Here is a 21,624-nt window from a genome sequence, read left to right as displayed (position 1 = left end):
TAAAGCGTTACTCACCTTAAAGGAATGTATGAAACCTTATATTTTGCCGCTGTTATTGCCTCTCAGCCACGTTGCAATTGCTGATAATAAAAACGATGATGCAATAGAAACCATAACAACCACCGCATCACGTACAGAAGCACTGGCTACCCCCTATCCACTTACTATTAGCACCTTATCTGAAGCGCAGTTAAATAGCATTGCGCCTACTCATGTTGAAGAGTCGTTACAACGTATTGCAGGTGCTAACGTACAGCGCGGAAATGGGCAAGAATACCTACCGGCCCTTCGCTCGCCGGTGCTTTCGGGCGCGGCAGCCTGTGGCGGCATACTAACCCTTGAAGATGGCATTCCACTGCGTGCTGCAGGCTTTTGTAATATTAACGAGCTATTTGAAGCGCATAGCGAAATGGCGCAGCGCATAGAAGTACTCAAAGGCCCCGGCTCTGCACTTTATGGCTCAAATGCTGTGCATGGTGTTATTAATGTAATAACGCCCGATACCACGCAAGGCGGTGGATTAGTCGGGCTTGATTATGGCTCATACGGATATGCCCGTTATAAGCTTCGCGCTGGGCAAGACTACGGCAACAGTGGTATTGGCATAAACGCCAGTGTTACCGACGATACTGGTTACCGTGATGATGAAAGCGTTAAACAGCAAAAAATAAATATTCGCCACCGCTTTGAGCACTCAAACCTATTGCTTACCTCTGGCCTTACATACACAAATTTAGATCAGCACACTGCGGGCTTTATTACCGGTTTTGAAAGCTATAAAAACGAAGACATAGCACAGCAAAACTTTGACCCCGATGCATTTAGAAAAGCCCGCTCATTTAGAGCGTGGAGCAACGCCCAGTGGCAATTAAAAAACGGCAATGTGCTTTCTATTACGCCTTATGTGCGCGACCAAAGCATGGACTTTTTTAAGCATTTTTTACCTGGCACCCCGCTTGAAACCAACAGTCAAACAGGCATAGGTGTGCAATCGCTTTATCAACATAACTTGCAAAGTAATGTAAAAGTAAACCTAGGGCTTGATGGCGAATACACTCGCAGCGATTTTACTCAAAGCCAAAACGAGCCAACTCAAGGCTCTGCATTTTTAGTAGCCACAGTACCGCAAGGCAAACACTACGATTACGACGTAAACGCAACTCTATATGCGCCGTTTGCATCAGTTGAGTGGCAATTAAATAAATGGTTTATTAGCGCCGGCCTCAGGTATGAGCATATGCAGTACGATTACACTAATAATATGCTCACAGGGCGCACAACAGAAGACGGCACAGAATGTGGTTTTGGCGGTTGCCGTTATAGTCGCCCAGCCAGTGGTAAAAATAGCTTTAGCAATACCTCACCTAAATTTGGCGTGAGCTACAAGGCCAACAAAAATAATACGCTATACGCTAACTTTTCGCGTGGCTACCGAGCGCCGCAAGCGGCAGAGCTTTACCAATTACAACGCGAACAAACCACCGCCGATTTAAACCCCGAAATAGCCAATAATGCCGAGCTTGGCTTAAAAGGATATTACAGCAATGTAAGTTACGCATTGGCTGTGTATGCTATGAGCAAACACAATACTATTTATCGCGATAGCGACTTTTTTAACGTTAATGATGGCAGTTCACGTCACAGAGGTATTGAACTTGAAGTAGATTATGCATTAAGCAAAACGCTTAACTTACAATTTGCAGGTACACATGCAAAGCACACGTATACCAATAATCAGTTAATTAATGGGCTAAATATAAACGGTAACAACGTAGACACCGCGCCTCGCAATGTGGCTAACCTTGATTTAACTTGGCAAGCCTTTAATAACCTAGCGCTTGCACTGCAATGGCATAGCGTAAGTAGTTACTATACCGACCCAGAAAACCTACATAGCTACGAGGGGCATGATATTTTAAGCTTACGTGCAAAGTGGCAAGTTACCAATAATTTAGAAGTGCTTGCACGTATAATTAACCTTACCGATGAAGCTTATGCAGAGCGTGCTGATTACACCAGCTTTACTGGCGATAGGTACTTCCCGGGTAAACCACGTAACGCCATGCTTTCGGCTACGTACACGTGGTAAAACCATGTATGAAGGTTAATTTAAATCGCCCATATATTTAGTGGGCGATTTTCCCATTACCTTTTTAAACATAGTTATAAACGCACTCACCGATTCGTACCCCAATAATGCCGACACTTGCTGTACACTTTGTCCATCTGATAGTGCTTGCAGCGCTGTAATTATATGTAATTGCATTCGCCACTTACCAAAGGTCATACCGGTTTGCTTTTTTATAAGCCGTGCCAACGTACGTTCGGTTAAAGCAAAATCGTGTGCCCATTGCACAAGGGTTTTACGATTATTTGGCTGTGCGAGTAACTGCTGCCCCATAGCTTGAATAACCGCATGCTTAGATAGCACAAAGTCGAGCGGCTGGGCGGGCATTTCAATTAATAAATCAAACAGTACCTGAGCTAAACGTGCTGTTTTAGTGTCTTCATTATAGGCTTGGTGTTCGCTTGCTAGTTTTAGCATTAAACTTTTTACCAGCCCCGTTATTGCTAATGTACAGGTATGCTGTGGCATGCCGTGCTTATTGGCATCAATAAATACAAAACACAATTTGGCGTTATCAGATGCGCGATTGCTGTGTAAGGTATTTGCAGGTACCCAAATAGCACTGTGCGTTGGCACCATCCACATTTTGTTAGCCGCTTCGCAGGTAACATAACCATCAAGCGCTAAAATTAGCTGCCCCTTAGGGTGAGTGTGTAACGGGTATTCTTTGCTGCCTTGCGCGGTATCTACTTTGGCAATTATAGGCTGTGCCATGTGCTCGTAGTTTTGTAGGTATCCCCACCCTTTAGGCTCAAACATATTTTGTCAGTTTTTAGTTATTTAATGTCAGTATAGCTAAATTATAATACTGCTGATTTGTTTATACTAGCGCCAATAATTAGCTAACTTATTTTGTAATAATGACTCAAACACCTCACAGTAATGCTGGTATGTCGCGCTTTTCAAGCGTATTACTTGTTATAGGTATTTTACTTATTGCTGCCAATTTACGTGCGCCTTTTACAGGGGTTGCCCCTGTGCTTGAACAAATAATTGCGCATTTTAATTTAACCGCTTCGCAAGCAGGCTTTATTACCACCTTACCGCTAATTGCCTTTGCCATTATATCGCCTATGGCTGCAAGCCTGGCTAAACGCCAAGGGCTTGAGCGCACATTGTTTTTTGCTGTATTTTTAATATTACTGGGTATTGCCGCACGGGTGGTTAATTCATCCATTATGCTCTTTGTAGGCACAGCCATAATAGGCGCAGGTATTGCCATAGCTAACGTATTGCTACCAAGTATAATAAAACGCGACTTTGCGGAAAAAGTGGCGGTAATGACCTCTGCTTATGTACTCACTATGGGCATTGCCTCGGGTGGCTTTTCAGCATTAGTTTATCCGCTTAGCCAATATGAAGGGTTAGGCTGGCAGTTTGCATTAGGGGCAAGTGCACTGATTACAATTACCACTTTAATTGTGTGGATGGCGCAATTAAATAAACACACAAAACCGGCACAAACAGCACAGGCCTCAACACTTAATAAAAGCGTATGGCGCTACCTACTTGCTTGGCAAATTACCTTGTTACTGGGGCTAAATTCATTTTTAAATTACATCATTATTACTTGGCTGCCTAGCATACTCACCGAAGCGGGCCAAAGCGCAACGCAAGCAGGCGCGTATCATGGTGCTTTTCAAATTGCGACCGCCATACCTGGGCTTGTGCTTATACCTTTACTAGGAAAATTAAAAGATCAAAGTGCGCTTAGCTTTATACTTGCATCACTGAGTGCGTGCTGTGCGCTAGGGCTACTTTATATGCCAAGCTTTGCATTAGTGTGGACGCTACTACTTGGCTTTAGCTCGGGGGCGTGTTTTATTTTAGGGCTGTCGTTTATTAGCCTACGTACCGATAACTCCACGCAAGCGGCTTCGCTTTCGGGTATGTCACAAAGTATTGGCTATTTGTTGGCGGCTATTGGCCCTATGGTAGCTGGGGCGCTACATACAAGTACCGGCAGCTGGAGTGCGCCGCTTTGGTTATGTGCAGGTGCAGGTGTGTTATGTGCTACATGTGGATGGTTTAGCGGCAAAAACACCACGCTTAATAATAGTTAACTTACTAGCTGCTGTAACCATGAAAACAAGCCCGTTGCTGGCTTTTTAGCGGGGCGATGCTTTTGCTCAAAACGCTTATTAGCGGCTTGACGTTGCTCGCGGCGCAGCTGTGCTAAATTAGCTTTTGCAGCAAAACGCAAACGCTGCTCTTGAGTTAGTTCGTCATTAAAGTTAATAGCTGACTTTTTAACTGCTCGGCTACTTTTCGGTGAACTACACATATTTTTCTCCAAATGACTGTCTTATAAATAGACAGTCATTTGGAGAAAAAAATTTCACACAAATTTAAAGCGCAACGTTATCTTTATAAAATTACGCAACCTAAAATTACTTACACCAATCGTGTTAAGTTATTAGGCATTTATAGCGACAGATAAATAGCGTGATAACAAGGCATGAATATCGACATACAGTTGTTCTACATAAGAAATTTACAACGCTGTTAGCGCTCTATTTAGCACGTTAGAATGATTAAATATTTAAGTCGATTGGTATTATACAGCACCAATACACTCTACTTCTACTAACGAATCAAGGGCTAACGCGTTTACTGCAAATGCACTACGTGCAGGATACGGCGCACTAAAATATTGCGTATAAATAGCGTTAAACGCTTTAAAATCATTAATATTGGTAAGCATAACAGTGCACTTTACAATATTGCTCATGCTGTAGTTATGCTGCTCTAAAGTGCGCTTAATGTTTTCAAGGGTTTGCTTAGCTTCACCTTCAAAACCACCCGCTGCTAACTTACCGGTTGCAGGGTTAATCCCTATTTGCCCCGACATATAAAGCGTATTACCGGCTTTTACTATTTGCGAAAATGGTAAGTTAGGATTAGCTTTGCCTGTATTTAAAAAGTCGACATTACTGGGTTTTGCCTGCGCAAAACTCGTCAGTAGTACACTTGCTAATAAGGCTGTTTTTGTCAGTGTTTTCATTAATAGCCTACCTGTTTATTTAGGCGTAGTTTCAAAAGCCGGCACTTGGTGTAAATCGTTTAGCCATGTAAGCGTTGATTGCGACCAAATTTGCGCAGCTGGGGTAAACTCATCACGCTGATCAACTGCCCCTATGCGCAGGCCGTACACTCTATCGGCTTTTGCTTCGTTGGTTGCGTAAAGTGTAGTGCCGCACGTACCACAAAAACCTTGTGCGCGTTTATTACCGCTTTGTGCTGTTTTAACATACTCTTTTGGCTCGCCTTTAGTAAATACCACCGAGTTTGGCTCAGCCATAATTACGGCTCTAAATGGCCCACTCGACATGCGTTGGCAATCGCTACAATGACATACAAGTACGTTATTATTTTGCGACTGAGCTTGGTATTTAATTTCACCACAATAGCAGCTTCCGGTAATTTTCATTTTACTCTCCTTGAGTATGTTTAAAGGTGCTTAACCTAAATAAGCTAAAATAATTTTAGGTAGTTCTTGCGCGTATTGCTGCGCCGATAAATCACAGGCTATCGCAGGGGTTAAATCGTGATACAGCACTTTATCAAGCAATGAGCTGACAATTAAAAATACTGCAGTACCTGCCGCCGTTTCGCTCACTTTGGTATCTGTTTGGCTAATTAGTTGCGCTAACCGCTGATAAATTACTCGCCTGTTTATGTGTTTATCACTGCCTAATAACTCACTGTGTAAACGCGAATTTAAATGCAGGGTTCTAAATACCCCCTGCTGTGATGATAAAAACACATAGGTTTTATGGCATAAAGTGTTAACTACATCGTCTAAGTTTTTATAGTGCTGCGCCTCAAGCTCACTTACCCAGTTATCTAATGCAATACCAAAGTCTTGATACAGCATAGGCAGCAGCGACTCTTTATTTTTAAAGCGACGGTAAAACGTACCTACCGACACCTCGGCGTAATCGGCCAGCTCTTTTATACTTATGTGCTCAAAAAACTTACTTTTTAAACTGTGATGCAGCGCTTTTACTAGTTTTTCTTGGGTTTGTTGGCTGCGTTGTTGCTTAGGCGCCAAAAAAGGGTGTTCAGACATAAATTCAAACATGTTGAGTTGTAAACGCACGTACTGTGCAGCTTGTTAATATAAACAACAATACCCAGCCAACAATTACATTACTCGCTGGGTAGTTATGTCGTTATTTTTGGCTATTTAAATAATCTACCGCTAATTGGCTAAGCGCTTTGGTACCCACTTTAAACGATGACTCATCGGCGTAAAAATAAGGTGAGTGGTTACTTGCTACCGTTTTTAAGTCTTGTTCTGCAGGCGTTCCACCTAAAAATACAAATACACTGGGTATTTCTAGGGCATAAAACGAAAAGTCTTCTGCGCCGGTTATTTTACCCATTTCTTGCACGTTTTGTTTACCGGCTGCTTTTTCAAGGCTAGGTAACATTTGCGCAGTAAGTTCAGGGTTATTAACCGTTACTGGGTAACCTTCGTGAATATGCACATCGGCCGTTGCCCCTGATGATTTAGCAATATGTGTAGCGGTTGTTTTAATATTTTCAAAGATTTGCGCGCGATTATCCATATCAAAATTACGAATAGTGCCAACCATTTCAACTTCTTCAGGAATTATATTATTACGCACACCACCGGCAATTTTACCAAACGACACAATAGCAGGCTCTTTGGTTATATTTACTTGGCGGCTAACAATATGGTTAACGCCCGTTACAATTTGCGCAGCGGCAGCAATAGGGTCAACGCCTGTCCACGGTGCTGAGCCATGTGCTTGGCGACCATGTACAGTTATTTCAAAGCGATCGGCACTGGCCATAAACGGCCCACTTCGATAGCCAATTTTACCCGTATGTAGGCTCGATGTAATATGCAGACCAAAGGCTACGTCAGGTTTGTATTTTTTAAATATACCTTCTTTAAGCATTAGCTCTGCACCGCCCTCTTCGCCTAAAGGTGCGCCCTCTTCAGCAGGCTGAAACACAAACATGATGTTGCCATGCAATTCATCTTTCATATTTGCTAATACTTCGGCTGCGCCCATTAGCATAGCTACGTGCGTGTCGTGGCCACAAGCGTGCATTATGCCTACATCAACGCCACGGAAGTTTGTGGTTTTGGTTGATTTAAATGGCACATCTGTTTTTTCTGTTACCGGTAGTGCATCCATATCGGCGCGTAGCATTACTGTAGGGCCAGGCTTTGCGCCTTTTAAAATACCAACAACACCGGTGTAAGCAATATCGGTTTGTACTTGCATACCTAACGACTTTAAATGTTTAGCCACAATGCCTGCGGTACGCGTTTCGCGATTACCAAGCTCAGGGTTTTGGTGAAAGTCGCGTCGCCATTCAATTACCTGCTGCTCTACATTTTTAACGTGTTGTTCAAGGTTTGCCTGCGCGTTAAACGCACCAAGTGCAGCAAAACCTAATGCCACTGAGAGTAATGATTTTTTCATCCTGTTTTCCTTTATTATTTTAATGAAGCCCAACAACCGATTTAGTGTTATCGAAAAGTGCTGTTGAGTTATAGCCTACACCATTTTTAAATACAGTTTCCATATTACGGATAGCCGACGCATCTTTAGCAAAGTCGCCATTAACAATAACCAAGTCGGCATGTTTACCTACTTCAATACTACCTATTGTATTTTGCTTATTTAAATACTGCGCTGCATTTAACGTAGCTATTTTTATTGCTTGTGGCTGCATAAACCCAGCCTCTACGAGTAATTCAATTGCACGTTGGTTGGAAAAGCCAGCAATAACGCCGCCATAACCTGTTGGGTCGGTGCCCAACATTAATTTACCACCAGCGGCTACAAACATTTTTTCTAGCTGCATCATTTTTTTAAATACTAAAGGCCAACTAGATTCGCTCTGCTTTGCTATTTTTTCAAAGCGCGACTCGTACTGATCACGTACTTGCGGTATTAATGCATCAAGTGCTTTTGGGTAGGCTTTAGGGCGACCTTTAGTAAAGGTTTCAAATACAGTAAGTGTAGAGGTAAGTACTACATTTTTAGCCACTAAGTAATTTATTAGACTCGTTACTTCTGGCGAGTTTATATCTAACTCAACAAACGATTGCTGTACGTCTTTATTACTTGGGCATACATCTTTTTGTTTGTTTTTAACAAAGTCGGTGGCGGCAAAAAAGCCATGTTCTAGGTTATCAATACCTAAAGCGGCTGCTTCGCGGTATGTAACTGAACATAAATGAGCCGTTACTTTGTTATTTTGCTCGTGCGCTTTTTTAATAACAACATCAAGCTCATTTTGATTAATATGCATATACGCTTTATATGAGGTAACCCCCTCTAAGCCCCAGTAGTCCATCATTTTTTTAGCATCGTCTGCATCGCGTAGCGACTTTATTTTTAAAATAGGTAAACCGGGGCCATTTAAATACGGCGCCGTTACATCTATATCTGGGCCTAAACTTTTACCTGCGTTTATATCATCTCTTAATTTTAAATCAGCATATGGTGCAGTGGTGCCAGCAGTACGAATTGTGGTTGCACCGCCTGCTAAATATAGGCGAGGAAAGCTGTAAAGCATTTCGGTGTAATGAGCCTTGCCAGTTGGATAAAACATGTGCTCATGCATCATCACCAATCCCGGAATTAATGTTTTTCCACTACCGTCAATAATATTCACACCTTTAGCGACGCCTACTTCTGCTGTGGCGCCTATATTCACAATTTTATTTTTATTTATTACAACCGTTTGATTAGTTTGTGCCGGTTTGCCGGTGCCATCGATTAACGTGATATTTTTAATTGCATAACGCCCCGCTTGATAACGTACAAATTGCTCATCAACTGCATAACTTGTAAAGCTAGTTAAAGCGCAAGCAATTAATAATAAAGATTTTTTAATTTTTTTAAATGCGTACATAGATATACTCATAGTGTGTGCTCATCTTGGCAGAAGACATTACTATAAATGCACCACCTAAAAATGTAAATCAGGATTCACATTTTAATTCATCATACTTTAATAAATCTTTTTTACTGTACTCTTTTTAAATTACACGGAATGACCATGAAAAATCGAATCGCTAAAAAGCACGTTTTAAAATCAACATTGGCACTGACTATTGCACTCGCATTGAGTGGCTGCGACATTGATGATGACGATAATAACGACCCTGTCGTTGTAGAAACACCAGAGCCTGCACCGGTTACTTTGCGCGTGATGGAAACAACCGACATACACATGTATTTATCTAACTACGATTACTTTGCACAAGCCCCCTCAGAAACCTTAGGGTTTGTTAATACCGCTACCCTAATTAAAGAAGCCCGCAATGAAGTGCAAAACAGTGTACTTGTTGATAATGGTGATTTAATTCAAAACAGCCCGCTTGGCGATTACGAAGCGATTGTACGTAAAGACGATATTTTAAATGGCGCAACCCATGTGGCCTTTAAAGCAATGAACTTGCTTGATTACGATGTTGCTAACTTAGGAAACCATGAATTTAATTTTGGCTTAGAGTTTTTAGATGCCACATTAAGTGGTGCCGACTTCCCGTATATTAATGCCAATGTATACGTTGATGATGGTGATGATGACGACAGCAACGATGAAAACCGTTACACCCCGTACTACCTTCAAGATAAAACCGTATTTGATATAAACGGCAACGAACAAACAATTAAAATTGGTTACTTAGGCCTTACCCCACCGCAAATTATGCAATGGGATAGCGCGCACTTACAAGGTAAGGTCATTGCAAAAGATATTGTTGCTACTGCTGAAAAATTCATTCCACAAATGAAAGCACAAGGCGCCGATATTATTATTGCCATTCCTCACTCTGGGTTAACAGCCAGCGCCCAAGAAGACCTTGCTGAAAATACGGCCCTTTACCTGTCTAAAGTAGATGACGTAGATGCCATATTGTTTGGTCATAACCACCGTTTGTTTCCGGGTGATTCGTCGTACGATGACTATGAATCGGCGGGTATTGATAACGTAAACGGTAAACTTAATGGCGTACCGGCTGTTATGCCTGGCTTTTTTGGTAATAACTTAGGGGTTATTGATTTAATTGTTGAGCCAAACGATGAAGGCGGCTGGGAAGTAACCAGCTCAAAAGTAGAAACCCGCGCCATTAGTGGTACAGATGAAAACGGCGACTTTGTTGATTTAGCTGCTGTAGATACCGATGTAGCTGCCGCAATTGAGCTTGAACACCAAGCAACGATTGATTGGGTGAGCGAACCATTTGCTGAAATTTCAAATCCAATTTATAGCTTTTTTGCTTTGGTGCAAGACGACCCGTCAATTCAAATAGTATCAGATGCACAAATAGCGTGGGGTAAAGCATTTATTCAAGGCACTGAGCTTGATGGCTTACCCGTGCTTTCGGCAGCAGCCCCTTTTAGAGCTGGCCGCAATGGTATTGAAGATTACACCAATGTAAAAGCAGGCGATATTACCTTACTAGATACCGTTAGTTTATATGTGTTTCCAAACACTATTCGTATGGTAAAAGTAACAGGTAGCGATGTTAAAGAGTGGCTTGAACGCTCTGCGGGTCAGTTTAATCAAATTGATGTAAACAGCAGCGCTGAGCAAAACCTACTCGATACCACCTTTCCTACTTTTAACTTTGACATTATTGACGGCGTTACCTTTGAAATTGACGTCACTCAGCCAAAACGATACGACAACGATGGCGTATTAATAAGTGAAAACAATTCGCGAATTACTAACTTGCAATACCAAGGTGAAGCGATAGATTTAGAGGCAGAGTTTTTAATTGTAACTAATAACTATCGTGCATCGGGCGGCGGTAATTTCCCAGCGATTGACGGTACTAGCCGTGAAACATTTGAAGGCCCAGATGAAAACCGCGGTGTGCTGCGTAGTTATATTATTAGCGAAGCCGCTAAAAGTAGCACGGGCAGTATTGACCCTTCGGCCGATAATAACTGGCGCTTTAGCACCGTGACCACCAGCACAGAGCTAAACGTTGTGTTTAGAACATCACCGCTTGATGAAGTAGCTACTATAGCACAAACACTCCCTGCAGTTGCGCCTACCTCACCACTTAAAACAGACGAAAATGGTTTTGCGCTATACACCATAGATTTAAAGCAATAACCTTTAAGGCATAAAAAAGCCAGCTTAGCAGCTGGCTTTTACTTAACCTAAACCCTTAATTATTTAGCAATATACACACTATAGCTTAGCCCTTTTAAAGTGACCGTTAACTTGCCATTTTGTTGCTCAAGTTGCTCGGCAGCTACAAGAGGCGAAAAGTGTTTATACGGGCTATTAAACTCTATTGTTTGTGGCGTTTTTTCGCTATTAAACACAATAATATACGCCTGCTCTGCACCTTTTACTGTGCGTGAAAACGCAAACATGCCAGTGTTTTTAGCAAAAAATAAGTCGTTGTATTCACCGCGGCGAAGCCCTTCGTGATTTTTTCGTAACTTACTTAATTGCGCAATAGTTTTAAATAATGGGTGCTGCTGGTTAAAGTTATTATCGGCCGTTGTTTGCGTGGTGCCTATAAGGTTATTGTCGTTATAGCTTGCAACATTTGATGCAAACATATCTTCGCGTGCATCAATATCGTGGCCATCGCCTGTAAAACCTTGTTCATCGCCATAATAAATAACCGGTATACCGCGAGATAAAAACATAAATGCATGCGCTAATTGGCTGCGCTTTAATTTAAGCTCATCACTTTCGTGATCAAATGTTTGGTTTATAAATAAGCCAGGTCTGCCCATGTCGTGGTTCCCTAAAAAGGTCATAAGTAAATCGGCTTGGCTGTCTTCATCTTGGTATAGTGAGTCTTGTGCAAATAGCTCGCTAATGGCGCTTGGGTTCTGTCCTTTAAAAAACACATCGGCCGCTATTTTTTGAAATGCAAAATCAAGCACCGATGGAATTTTACCTTCTGTAGTAAATACACTTAGGTTTTTAGGATTAGGGTCGTACACCTCACCAAACACATGAAAATTTGGAATCCCTTGCGCTTTAGCGTAATCAATAATAGCGGGTGTAAATGTTTGCCAAAACTCGAGATTTACATGGCGTACGGTATCGATTCTGAAGCCATCGGGCTTAAACTCTTTTATTAAATTTTGATAAATATCGACCATGCCGCTCACCACCTGCGGATGCTCTGTTTTTAAATCGTCTAGGCCGTTAAAATCACCATTAAGTGAGCTTTCACCACTAAAGGTGCTGTCGCCTTGGTTGTGATAATAATCGACATTGTTTAGCCACTGTGGGTACTTAACATTTTTTAAGTGCTCAGGAATAAATGGGCTATACGGCTTAGGGTTATTTAGCGCTTTATACTCACAATGCGTTAAACCTGCTTTAAATTGACCGTTTGGCATGTGGCATTCGTCGTAACGAATAATATCGGCTGTGTGGTTAGTAATAATGTCAAAAAATACTTTAATGCCTTTTTTATGAGCTGCATCAATTAGCTTTTTTAAAGAAGCATTCCCACCAAAATGCGGATCTATTTCGCTAAAATCGACAATCCAATAACCATGGTGCGCAACACCGTCTGATTGAATCGCTTGGTTGCGTAATAAAGGCGTCATCCAAATTGCTGTAACCCCTAGCGCTTCTAAATAGTCGAGCTTTTGTTCAATGCCTTTTATATCTCCACCATGAAAACCACTGGTGGTTGTTAAATTTAACCCACCAGCCGAAATAGCATGCTCATTGCTGCCATTATCGTTTTGCGGATCGCCATTATTAAAACGATCAGGTAATACAAAATAAAATATATCGTCGCGTACATCGCGCTGTAAATAATTATCAGTGCTTGCAGTGTTTGCGTTATCGGCCGCTGGTGGCTGATTACTTTTACAGGCCGTTAATGTCACCACAGTGCTTAGTAAAAATGTTGTTAGTGTGTTTTTTATCATTTTAGTGCTCCTTTACTAAACTATGGCAACTCGCAACCTTTTACACTTTCGTAAAGTGCATACCAATGAGCGGCCGTTAATTGTATTTTGTTTACTTGTGCACACGCTTTAATACGCGCAGTGTTAGTAGTCCCTATAACAGATTGAATGTTTGCAGGGTGCCTGTTTAACCATGCCAGTACAATGGCTTCTGCACTTGTTTCGTACTGCGCAGCTAAGCTTTGTACTAATTGGTACGTGTTTTTAATACGGGTTTCAGCGCCGGTTATATCAGCACCCGAAAACAACCCTTGGCATAAACTTCCCCACGCCTGCAGCTGTATATTTTCGTGCTGGCAAAACTCGATTAAGCCCGGCGTAAAGTTAATATTTGCGCCTTTCGCGTTACCAGCATATATGCCCTCTTCAACCCAGTCATTTTTTAATAAGCTCATTTCTATTTGATTCAAAATAAGTGACTCTGACAGGGCTTGTTGAATGGCTTTTATTTGATGTTGCTGCATATTAGACACCCCTAAAAAACGTACCTTGCCTTGGCTTTTTAGTTTTTTATAAGTGCTAGCAATTTCCTGAGGGCACATGAGTGGGTCGGGTCTGTGCAGAATAAGTACATCTAAGTAGTCTGTTTTTAGCTGCGCTAAACTTTTATTTACACTTTGCTCTATCCACTGTCCTGAAAGGTCATAACGCTTTGGGCCATGCTCATCTTCAAAGCGAATACCGCATTTAGATTGAATAATTAACTTATCACGGTCGGTGCGCGTTTTTAAAACTTCACCAAATGCCTGCTCTGCTTTACCAAAAGTATAAATATCAGCATGGTCAAAGTAATTAATGTTATTTTCAAGCGCTGCCTCTACTACTGTATGTGCTTGGTTTATATCGGCTTTGGTTATTGGGTTGTTATTCCAGCCACCACCCAAGCCCATACAGCCATAAATAAGTTCGCTAGCATTGGGTATAAATTGAGAAATAGTTTTATTGGTCATGAGTTATCGGTATTAAAAAAGAGTGACTTGTAGTTTACCGATTAAATTATTCAACTAAATACTAAAAATAAAACTCATTATTTGCTATAACAAACAATAAAAACACAGTGCTCATTTAAATGCTGAGAGAACATAAAAAATTTGAACGGTTATTTTTGTTTAACGAAGTAGCCAAACACTTAAGCTTTTCAAAGGCAGCTTTAGCGCTTGGGATCTCCCGAGGGTATTTGTCTGAGCAAATAAAAGCGCTCGAAAAAGAATACCAAAGAGCTCTACTTATTCGCACAACCCGCAGTGTAAAGCTCACCCCGCAGGGAAAGCATGTGCTTAGTTGTATGGGAAATATTAAAACCACATTATTAGAGCTTGAACGAACCTTAGCCCATGAACACGAGGCTATTGCCGGCAACATTAGAATTACCGCGCCGAGCCAATTTACCAATAGATACCTGCTAACTATTTGCGAGCAATTTAACCAAGAGTACCCTGATGTTAAATTTAATATAGACTGCAGCTACACCCCTCACAATTTGATTCAAAGCAATTACGATATTGCATTTAGATCAACCCTTAATCCGCCCCAAAACATGATTGCCAAAAAGCTATTTAGTTATAAACAGGTGTGCTGTGCCTCGCCTAGTTATATTGCTAAAAATGGTGAGCCAAGCGACGTTGAAGATTTATTAAAGCATAGCTGTTTAACCAGCACGCAATTTAGCCTGTGGCATTTTTCCGATAGGGCCATTGAGCTTGAAGGAAAGCTAAGCATTAACGATAACCACATGCTTAAAAACCTTGCACTGCAAGGTCAAGGAGTTATATACACCCCGGAGTATTTAGTAGATTTAGAAATTAACGCGCACACTTTAAAGCCGCTATTAACGCAGTTACAGTATCCGCAATCTGATGTGTATTTAATTCACCCTCAGCTAATTAACGAATCAGCACGTATTAGCCATTTTATTAAATTTACCACTAACTGGTTTAGAAACTAGCTTACCAATTACTTTGATATTGAGATAACTGGTTTACTAAATAATCTACTAAAGCTTTAACAGTTGGGCTTAACGATCGTTGAGACGGATAAAGTAAATTAATAGGCAGTGGGCTTGGCGCGTATTCACTTAGCACCTCTACCAGCTCACCGCTTTTAAGCGCTTGGTTAACGTAAAAATTAGGTAATTGCGCTACACCTTGGCTTGCTAAAGCAAACGCTTTTAAACTTTGTGAGTCGTTAACCTCTAAACTACCTGAGACTTTTACAATGGTATTCTTACCATCAAGCCTATAACTCCAACGCTTCGCGTTAGCGACAACCGTGTTTATAAGGCAATTAAAATTTTTTAGATCATATTAAAACAATTAAGCCTATTTCAGCACCTGAAAAATAAACATCTTTACCTACCTAACTAATTAAGTGCTAGGATAATGGCTTGAAATACTGATAACTTGCAAACCTAACTATGAATTTAAATCAGCTCGATCTAAACCTTCTTATTATTTTAAAGCAGCTTTTAAACGAAAAACATATTAGCAATACCGCCTTAACCTTAGGCATGAGCCAACCTTCTATAAGCCGCTCGTTAAGTAAATTGCGCTCCTTGTTTGACGATCAATTATTAATAAGAATGGCTGGAGGGTATGAGCTAACACCAAAAGCGCAATCAATTCAGCAAGACCTAAATTCTATTTTAAATATGGTAGAAACACTGGTTAACAAACAAACCTTCGACCCTAAAACCAGCACTGCCACCATAAAACTGTTTGGCCTACCGCCGCAAATGCATTTATTTATAAAAACAATAATTAAAGATGTTCGCGAGCAAGCGCCTAATATCACCCTTGAAATAGACACCCTGCCTAAGCCGCAGTTTTCTGATTTGCTTAAAGGCGATACGCACTTTGTGATTACTGGCCACAAGCCCGCTAATTCAGAGGGTAAGTTATATCAGCAACCGTTGTTTGAGCGCGAGTTTAAATTAGTAATGGCTCGCTCCCACAGGCTGGCTAAACAAGAATTAAGCGTTGATTTATTGCGTGATTGTAATTTTGGGCAAATATCAATTCAGGGTGAAAAAGCATTAACTATTGCACAAAACTTTGCCGCGCTAGGCATTGATAATATAGCGACGCCAATACGCTTAAAAAACTTTTACAGTATTGGCAGCATTGCTGAAAACACTGATTTAATATTTTATGTGCCCAATCATTTTGCTGCAGATGTGTGCCAACAGCATGACGTAGTTGCCAGAACCCCGCCCCCAGAGCTTAGCTCAGAGTATGCACAAGTGGCTTTATACTGGCATCAACGCCACCATAATGACCCTGTATGTCAATGGTTTAGAGAGCTTGTAAAAAATAAAGTATTTGAAGTTTAAATAACTGTTATTCATGTAGGGTATGTATTTTAAATTGCCATTTAAGGCGGTGACCGGTTTAATACGAATCATTCTTAATAATATTAAAATTAGATAAACATACTCACCATGAAAAACACGCTCCCATTTAATAAGCATGCGCTTAACGTTGTTATTGGTACTTTGTGTACTGGTATGTCATTCATAAGCTTAGCGGAACAAGCTCCCGATACCTCAGAAACCATTGAAGTATGGGGCACAACAATTACTAATGACTCGCTATTACAAGACGATATTGAAAGAAAACAAGCCAACCATTTAAGTGATTTACTGCGTGACCAAGCTGGTATTGACGTAGGTGGCTCGCACTCTATTGTACAAGGTATTAATATTCGTGGTGTTGACGATTTAGACCTCAACATTACTGTTGATGGTATTAGCCAAAACAATAATATGTTCCACCACTCAGGAAACTTACTTATTAATGCTGATATTTTAAAAGCAGTAGATATAAAAGTAGGGACTAACTCGGTGCTAACTGGCGGCCTTTCTGGTGGTGTAGCCTTTGAAACCAAAGATGCTAAAGATTTACTAGAGCCAGGTGAAGATTTTGGCGCGCGCTTATACACAAACTTAGGTACTAATGATTACGCAGGTGGCTCTGCTGCGGTATATGGTCAGCTAACCGACAACATAGACGCCCTTGCCTACTACACCTACACCGACAGAAATAACTTTGAAAACGGCAATGGTAAAGAAGTTACAGGTAACGAAGGCCGCACGGTAGATGGCATATTCAAGCTCGGCTGGGATGTAAACGAGAGTAACCGTTTAGTGTTCTCATACGACAGATATAACGATGAAGGCGATTACTACGTAAAAACCAACTTTGGTGCAGGCTTTGCTGAAGATTCAGACGCGCAAACAGAAGATATTGACTACACACGTACCAGCACTTCACTTGCCTACGAGCTAGATAAAGGCGATGCCATTACCCTACGCGCTAGCGTTTATCGCAACGAACTAAGCTATATTGCACTAGGAACTGAGGGTAACTCTGAGCATACGGGCTACACTGCCCTTGCAACATCTAAAATTGCACTTGCTGGGTTTAACCATACATTACGCTACGGCGGCGAAGGGTATGAGCAAGTATCAAAACGTATCAAAAACCACGTACAAACCAATAAAGACACTGCCGACTCTCACGCTATTTATATTGAAGACGAAATCGCTGTAACCGATCAGTTATTTGTAACCCCTGGCGTGCGTTACAACTACTTTAAAGTAGACATGTACTCAGCCGGTACTAACGATTCGTTAGATAAATCGTGGAACGAGTTAACGTTTGGTTTAGCGGCTAAATACCTAATTAACGATAACTGGAGTGTTAACGCAAGCTCTACAGAGCTGTTTCAAGGTCCTGGCTTGCGCGAAAGCTATGTTGATTACAGCACTAACTTTGATAAAGACCTAAAAGCAGAAACCGGTGTTAATAACGCCATTGGTTTTGCCTTTAAAGATCAAAACATTATGGGCTTAGACTCATTTGGTTTTTCATTAAACCTGTTTAAAACCCGTATTGAAGATTACATAGACAACTGGGCAATTGGTAAAGGTCGCCCAATTGGTACCTATGAAAACTCGGGTGATTACGATATAGATGGTTTTGAATCAACGCTTTCACTGCGTAAAGCGCTATTTAGTGCGCGTTTAAGTTACTCTAAGTCAGACTCTGAACAACTAGAGACAGGCGAGCAACTGCGTTATGAAGTAGGTGATAGCATTTCACTAAACCTTGGCTACGAAGTACCAAAATACGACTTGAAATTTAACTGGACCAGCCTAGTTAACAGAACTGATGACTCAGTATCAAGTGGTGCTGATATTCATAAAGTGGGTTATCAGGTTCATAACATCAGTATGCAGTGGCTACCAAGCCAGCTTGAAGCACTAAGCATGACCTTAGGTGTTGAGAATATTTTTGATAAAACATATTACTCTCACGCCTCATACTCAAGCGACACAGTGCAAGATTACGAAGCGGGTCGTAATGTTAAATTAAGCGCGTCTTACGTTTTTTAATTTAATAATTTGCGCATGATTTAAGGCTCAATATTTTATTGAGCCTTTTGCTGTTTAAGGGGGGTGTACCTTAAATAGTATCAACCATACCAATCCGCAATAATACTTAATCACTTTTAGGGGCTAAACGTGTCGCTATCTGCGTTAAAAAACTCTCATTTACGACTGCATGGATGCAGAAGATAGAGCAATGCAGGAGCAATTGTCGAGAACAACTAAATAGCGAATTTTTTGCCTTGCTATCAACACATTTTTCCATCCTCAAAATAGTTCACTTAATTATGCGGATTGGTATTATAAATAAATTATTTCAGGGTCAATAATGTCTGATTGGAAACAAAACTTACAAAAGTTCCGTTATGTAATGGACACCTTACTGCTTATTAGCTTTATGCTAGTAAGTGCACCTCAAGCCACTGGCATCCCTTTACACGAATGGTTTAGCCTATTTTTTATTATCCCTTTTGTTATTCACTTACTACTGCACTGGGATTGGGTAACACGCAGTTTTGGCCGTTTATTGGCCAATATAACAGCACGTGAGCGTTTTAATATAGTGTGGGATTACCTACTTTATTTAATGATGTTATTAGTGTTTGTAAGCGGCTTTTTAGTGTCGGTGGCTCTACTACCCGCACTTAATATTAGTTTAAACATTCAAGACTTTTGGTCGAAAATACATCACGATTCAGCCACCTTTATTATGCCCATGCTAGGTGTGCATTTAGCGCTTAATTTTTCTTGGATAGTAAAATTGACTAAACGCATGTTTGCCAAGGAGGCTAAATAATGAAGCACCTAAAACAACAGTGGAAAACCCGCACCAGCATTGTGTTAGTTGTATCTGTTTTAGTGAGCCTTTTACTGGTTAGTTTAGAGCTCACCGATTGGGCCGCACAAATAAATCAGCAGGGATACTCCCACGGTGCAGCTGAGGGTGAAAAGCCGAAAATAGCCCCTATTTTGATGTACATTTTACCCTTTGTAAAAGAGCTTATTTTAATAGGCGTACCTATGTTACTTACTTTAGGGATTGCTAAACTCTTAGGCTTAATAAAAAGGGTGGTTAAAAACAAAGTCTGAATACGAATGCAACACGTATCAAAAACCGGCGTTTATAGATACATTGCTAAGTTAGTATGTCTATAAGCGCAGGTATTTATGAGTTATAAACCAAGTAATTACACACTCCAACACATCACTTTTCTACTTTGCACATTAATTATAGGTGCTGTATTAATAAGCTTTAAAGCTAATGCCGAAAAGGCAATTCCTTTTCAATCCCAATGGCTAAAAAAACATTATGCTGAGCGTATAGCCCATTTTAAGCTACAACCTTTACGCAAAGGCGATATTGTTTTTGTTGGTGATAGCATTACAGAGCAAGGGCTAAATTGGAGCATTCGGTTTAACGACCTACGCGTAAGAAACCGCGGTATTAGTGGCGATATGACCTACGGTGTTTTAGCGCGTTTAAACGAATTAAAAGCAGCCCCGCCTAAAGCTATATTTTTAAAAATTGGCGTTAACGATATTTTTAATTACCATTATATAAAGCAAGTTAAAGACTTAGCGTCGGTGAGTGAAAATATCGAAAAAATAGTGACTCAGCTCAATGACTCACTCCCAAACACACAAATTTATGTACAAAGTATTTTGCCCGATCATCGCAATTTTATTACGCAAATGGCGCAAACAGTTAACCAACAAATTAAAGCAATTGAGCACGCAAACTTTACCTATATAGACTTACACACCGCATTCTTAGGCCCTCAAGGCACGCTTAATGAAACGCTCACTACCGCTGGCACCCATTTAAACAAGACAGGTTATGACCTTTGGGCTAAACAACTTGCATCAATAATGAAAACCTTAAAATGAAGAGTTTATTAATTGCTATATTAATGGCGGCAAGCTTTACGTGTGCAGCCAGTAAAGCGCCTGTAAAAAGCTACCCTAACGGCGCGACTAAAGCTGTTATTTTTAGCTACGATGATGGCGTTATACAAGACAGAAAGCTCGTGGAACTATTTAATAAGTACCAGGTTGTTGGCACATTTAACTTAAACTCAGGTTTATTTGCTAAAAAGCTACCGTGGATGAAAGCCTTTACCGGTAAAGAGGGCGAATATATTAAACAAAGTGAAGTAAAAACACTTTATAAAGGCCATGAAATAGCAAGCCACAGTTACTCACATCCGGGCTTTGCGGGCTTAGATACAGCAGAATTAAAATTACAATTAGCCCGCGATAAGCACATTTTATCGCCCATAAAAGGCAGCCCCTTACACTCTTTTGCATACCCTTTAGGCTCTTACGATAAAACCGCTATGAAATTAGTAAAGCAAGCGGGCTTTACTAATGCCCGAACAGTAAACGACACTCTTAATTTTGAGCTCCCTACCAACTACATGGCATGGAACCCAACCGCTCACCACTCAAAAGCAATGCCATTAATAGAGCAATATATTGCGCTTAAAAGCAATAAGCTCACTGTAATGATGATTTGGGGTCATTCGTGGGAATTTGATAAAAACACAGTAAATAACAACTGGGATTACGCCCAAAAGCTCGTTCAAACAATCTCAAATAAAGATGATATTTGGTATGTATCGGCTGGAGAGTTCATCGCGTTTTTAGAGAATAAATAAGCGTGCGCAGTGCTAAATAAAGCTCATATAAGCCCATTTAAATGTAGTAAGCGTAATTAGCTCATCCTTGATGCAATATCCATCGTTAATCCATTAACTCACTTCGAGTAACTGCGAAACTTCGTTTCGGTTCACTCTCACCTAGCGGGCGAACTACCACTGATATTAGCGCCACTCTGAATGGCCTCGAGTCCGTCCCAACACAAATTACAGACATAAAAAAACCCTAACCAATTTGGTTAGGGTCATAAAAAGTGGTACCAGCGGCCGGGCTCGAACCGGCACGCCTTTCGGCAGGGGATTTTGAATCCCCCATGTATACCAATTTCATCACGCTGGCGTCATTTTTCTTTAACCTTCTAAACACGAGAAGATAAAGAAAAACCACTTTAGAGCTCAGGATTATTTATGTGCCTTCGTCTCTATGCCAAGCATTATACAAACAATAGGGGTGGCAGCAAGCGTTTTATGACATTAGCCTGATCAACCGCT

At 40.9% G+C, this 21,624-nt stretch carries 19 protein-coding genes, 1 tRNA gene and 1 pseudogene; 10 read left to right on the top strand and 11 right to left on the bottom strand.

Annotated features, from left to right (window positions below; all coding sequences use genetic code 11):
* The first annotated feature begins 28 nt into the window (after positions 1 to 28).
* A complete protein-coding gene (locus PSH41_RS18590; protein ID WP_096740071.1) occupies positions 29 to 2,089 on the top strand; it encodes a TonB-dependent receptor in 2,061 nt (686 codons plus the stop codon).
* 15 nt (positions 2,090 to 2,104) lie between these two features.
* Here the strand turns inward: PSH41_RS18590 and PSH41_RS18585 are convergent, their stop codons facing one another.
* Complete coding sequence (locus tag PSH41_RS18585; protein WP_096740072.1) at positions 2,105 to 2,887, bottom strand: AraC family transcriptional regulator; 783 nt, start codon at positions 2,885 to 2,887, stop codon at positions 2,105 to 2,107.
* A gap of 101 nt (positions 2,888 to 2,988) precedes the next feature.
* Between PSH41_RS18585 and PSH41_RS18580 the strand changes: the two genes are divergently transcribed.
* Positions 2,989 to 4,191, top strand: coding sequence for an MFS transporter (locus PSH41_RS18580; protein ID WP_257125118.1), 1,203 nt, complete (start codon positions 2,989 to 2,991; stop codon positions 4,189 to 4,191).
* Here PSH41_RS18580 and PSH41_RS18575 read toward each other — a convergent pair.
* From PSH41_RS18575 to PSH41_RS18550, 6 genes are all read right to left on the bottom strand, one after another.
* Positions 4,188 to 4,412 carry a hypothetical protein gene (locus tag PSH41_RS18575; protein WP_004588490.1) on the bottom strand — a complete coding sequence of 75 codons (225 nt, stop codon included), beginning with the start codon at positions 4,410 to 4,412 and terminating at the stop codon, positions 4,188 to 4,190. The genes PSH41_RS18580 and PSH41_RS18575 overlap by 4 nt on opposite strands.
* A 273-nt stretch (positions 4,413 to 4,685) precedes the next feature.
* Positions 4,686 to 5,132, bottom strand: a complete 447-nt coding sequence (locus PSH41_RS18570) for a RidA family protein (protein ID WP_064386364.1) — start codon at positions 5,130 to 5,132, stop codon at positions 4,686 to 4,688.
* 15 nt (positions 5,133 to 5,147) lie between these two features.
* Entirely contained in the window at positions 5,148 to 5,558 is a 411-nt protein-coding gene (locus PSH41_RS18565) for a GFA family protein (protein WP_029771733.1), read from the bottom strand.
* 30 nt (positions 5,559 to 5,588) lie between these two features.
* Positions 5,589 to 6,230, bottom strand: coding sequence for a TetR/AcrR family transcriptional regulator (locus PSH41_RS18560; RefSeq protein ID WP_264391025.1), 642 nt, complete (start codon positions 6,228 to 6,230; stop codon positions 5,589 to 5,591).
* A 73-nt stretch (positions 6,231 to 6,303) separates the two neighbouring features.
* A complete protein-coding gene (locus tag PSH41_RS18555; RefSeq protein WP_273589838.1) occupies positions 6,304 to 7,593 on the bottom strand; it encodes a M20 family metallopeptidase in 1,290 nt (429 codons plus the stop codon).
* Between the two features lie 19 nt (positions 7,594 to 7,612).
* The gene (locus tag PSH41_RS18550) at positions 7,613 to 9,046 is read right to left on the bottom strand and encodes an amidohydrolase family protein (protein ID WP_273589839.1); all 1,434 of its coding nucleotides are present in this window, start codon (positions 9,044 to 9,046) and stop codon (positions 7,613 to 7,615) included.
* Between the two features lie 135 nt (positions 9,047 to 9,181).
* Here PSH41_RS18550 and PSH41_RS18545 point away from each other — a divergent pair, with 135 nt between their 5' ends.
* Positions 9,182 to 11,251, top strand: a complete 2,070-nt coding sequence (locus tag PSH41_RS18545; protein ID WP_273589840.1) for a bifunctional 2',3'-cyclic-nucleotide 2'-phosphodiesterase/3'-nucleotidase — start codon at positions 9,182 to 9,184, stop codon at positions 11,249 to 11,251.
* A 59-nt stretch (positions 11,252 to 11,310) separates the two neighbouring features.
* Here the strand turns inward: PSH41_RS18545 and PSH41_RS18540 are convergent, their stop codons facing one another.
* The gene (locus PSH41_RS18540) at positions 11,311 to 13,050 is read right to left on the bottom strand and encodes an alpha-amylase family glycosyl hydrolase (RefSeq protein WP_054983528.1); all 1,740 of its coding nucleotides are present in this window, start codon (positions 13,048 to 13,050) and stop codon (positions 11,311 to 11,313) included.
* Between the two features lie 20 nt (positions 13,051 to 13,070).
* The gene (locus tag PSH41_RS18535; protein ID WP_273589841.1) at positions 13,071 to 14,039 is read right to left on the bottom strand and encodes an aldo/keto reductase; all 969 of its coding nucleotides are present in this window, start codon (positions 14,037 to 14,039) and stop codon (positions 13,071 to 13,073) included.
* A gap of 155 nt (positions 14,040 to 14,194) precedes the next feature.
* Here PSH41_RS18535 and PSH41_RS18530 point away from each other — a divergent pair, with 155 nt between their 5' ends.
* The gene (locus PSH41_RS18530) at positions 14,195 to 15,034 is read left to right on the top strand and encodes a LysR family transcriptional regulator (protein WP_337944729.1); all 840 of its coding nucleotides are present in this window, start codon (positions 14,195 to 14,197) and stop codon (positions 15,032 to 15,034) included.
* Position 15,035: 1 nt separating this feature from the next.
* Here PSH41_RS18530 and PSH41_RS18525 read toward each other — a convergent pair.
* Positions 15,036 to 15,377, bottom strand: a pseudogene (locus PSH41_RS18525) (LysR substrate-binding domain-containing protein); the annotation flags it as partial.
* 125 nt (positions 15,378 to 15,502) lie between these two features.
* Between PSH41_RS18525 and PSH41_RS18520 the strand changes: the two are divergent.
* From PSH41_RS18520 to PSH41_RS18495, 6 genes are all read left to right on the top strand, one after another.
* Positions 15,503 to 16,417: a LysR family transcriptional regulator gene (locus tag PSH41_RS18520; protein WP_024031645.1), complete on the top strand. Its 915-nt coding sequence runs from the start codon at positions 15,503 to 15,505 to the stop codon at positions 16,415 to 16,417.
* A gap of 108 nt (positions 16,418 to 16,525) precedes the next feature.
* Entirely contained in the window at positions 16,526 to 18,481 is a 1,956-nt protein-coding gene (locus tag PSH41_RS18515) for a TonB-dependent receptor domain-containing protein (RefSeq protein ID WP_273589842.1), read from the top strand.
* 322 nt (positions 18,482 to 18,803) lie between these two features.
* Complete coding sequence (locus tag PSH41_RS18510; RefSeq protein ID WP_273589843.1) at positions 18,804 to 19,271, top strand: DUF4405 domain-containing protein; 468 nt, start codon at positions 18,804 to 18,806, stop codon at positions 19,269 to 19,271.
* Entirely contained in the window at positions 19,271 to 19,564 is a 294-nt protein-coding gene (locus PSH41_RS18505; RefSeq protein WP_138577629.1) for a hypothetical protein, read from the top strand. Before PSH41_RS18510 ends, PSH41_RS18505 begins: the two co-directional genes overlap by 1 nt.
* Before the next feature lie 78 nt (positions 19,565 to 19,642).
* Positions 19,643 to 20,362, top strand: a complete 720-nt coding sequence (locus PSH41_RS18500; protein WP_273589844.1) for a GDSL-type esterase/lipase family protein — start codon at positions 19,643 to 19,645, stop codon at positions 20,360 to 20,362.
* Complete coding sequence (locus PSH41_RS18495; protein ID WP_273589845.1) at positions 20,359 to 21,132, top strand: polysaccharide deacetylase family protein; 774 nt, start codon at positions 20,359 to 20,361, stop codon at positions 21,130 to 21,132. The genes PSH41_RS18500 and PSH41_RS18495 overlap by 4 nt, the downstream gene beginning before the upstream one ends.
* A 255-nt stretch (positions 21,133 to 21,387) precedes the next feature.
* Here PSH41_RS18495 and PSH41_RS18490 read toward each other — a convergent pair.
* Positions 21,388 to 21,472: transfer RNA gene (locus PSH41_RS18490), tRNA-Leu, on the bottom strand.
* Between the last annotated feature and the right edge of the window lie 152 nt (positions 21,473 to 21,624).

This window comes from Pseudoalteromonas sp. CST2 (assembly GCF_028599385.1).
Classification (GTDB): domain Bacteria; phylum Pseudomonadota; class Gammaproteobacteria; order Enterobacterales; family Alteromonadaceae; genus Pseudoalteromonas; species Pseudoalteromonas atlantica.
The sequence above is the reverse complement of the archived record's forward strand: the minus strand, read 5'-3'. Positions and strand labels throughout refer to the sequence as shown.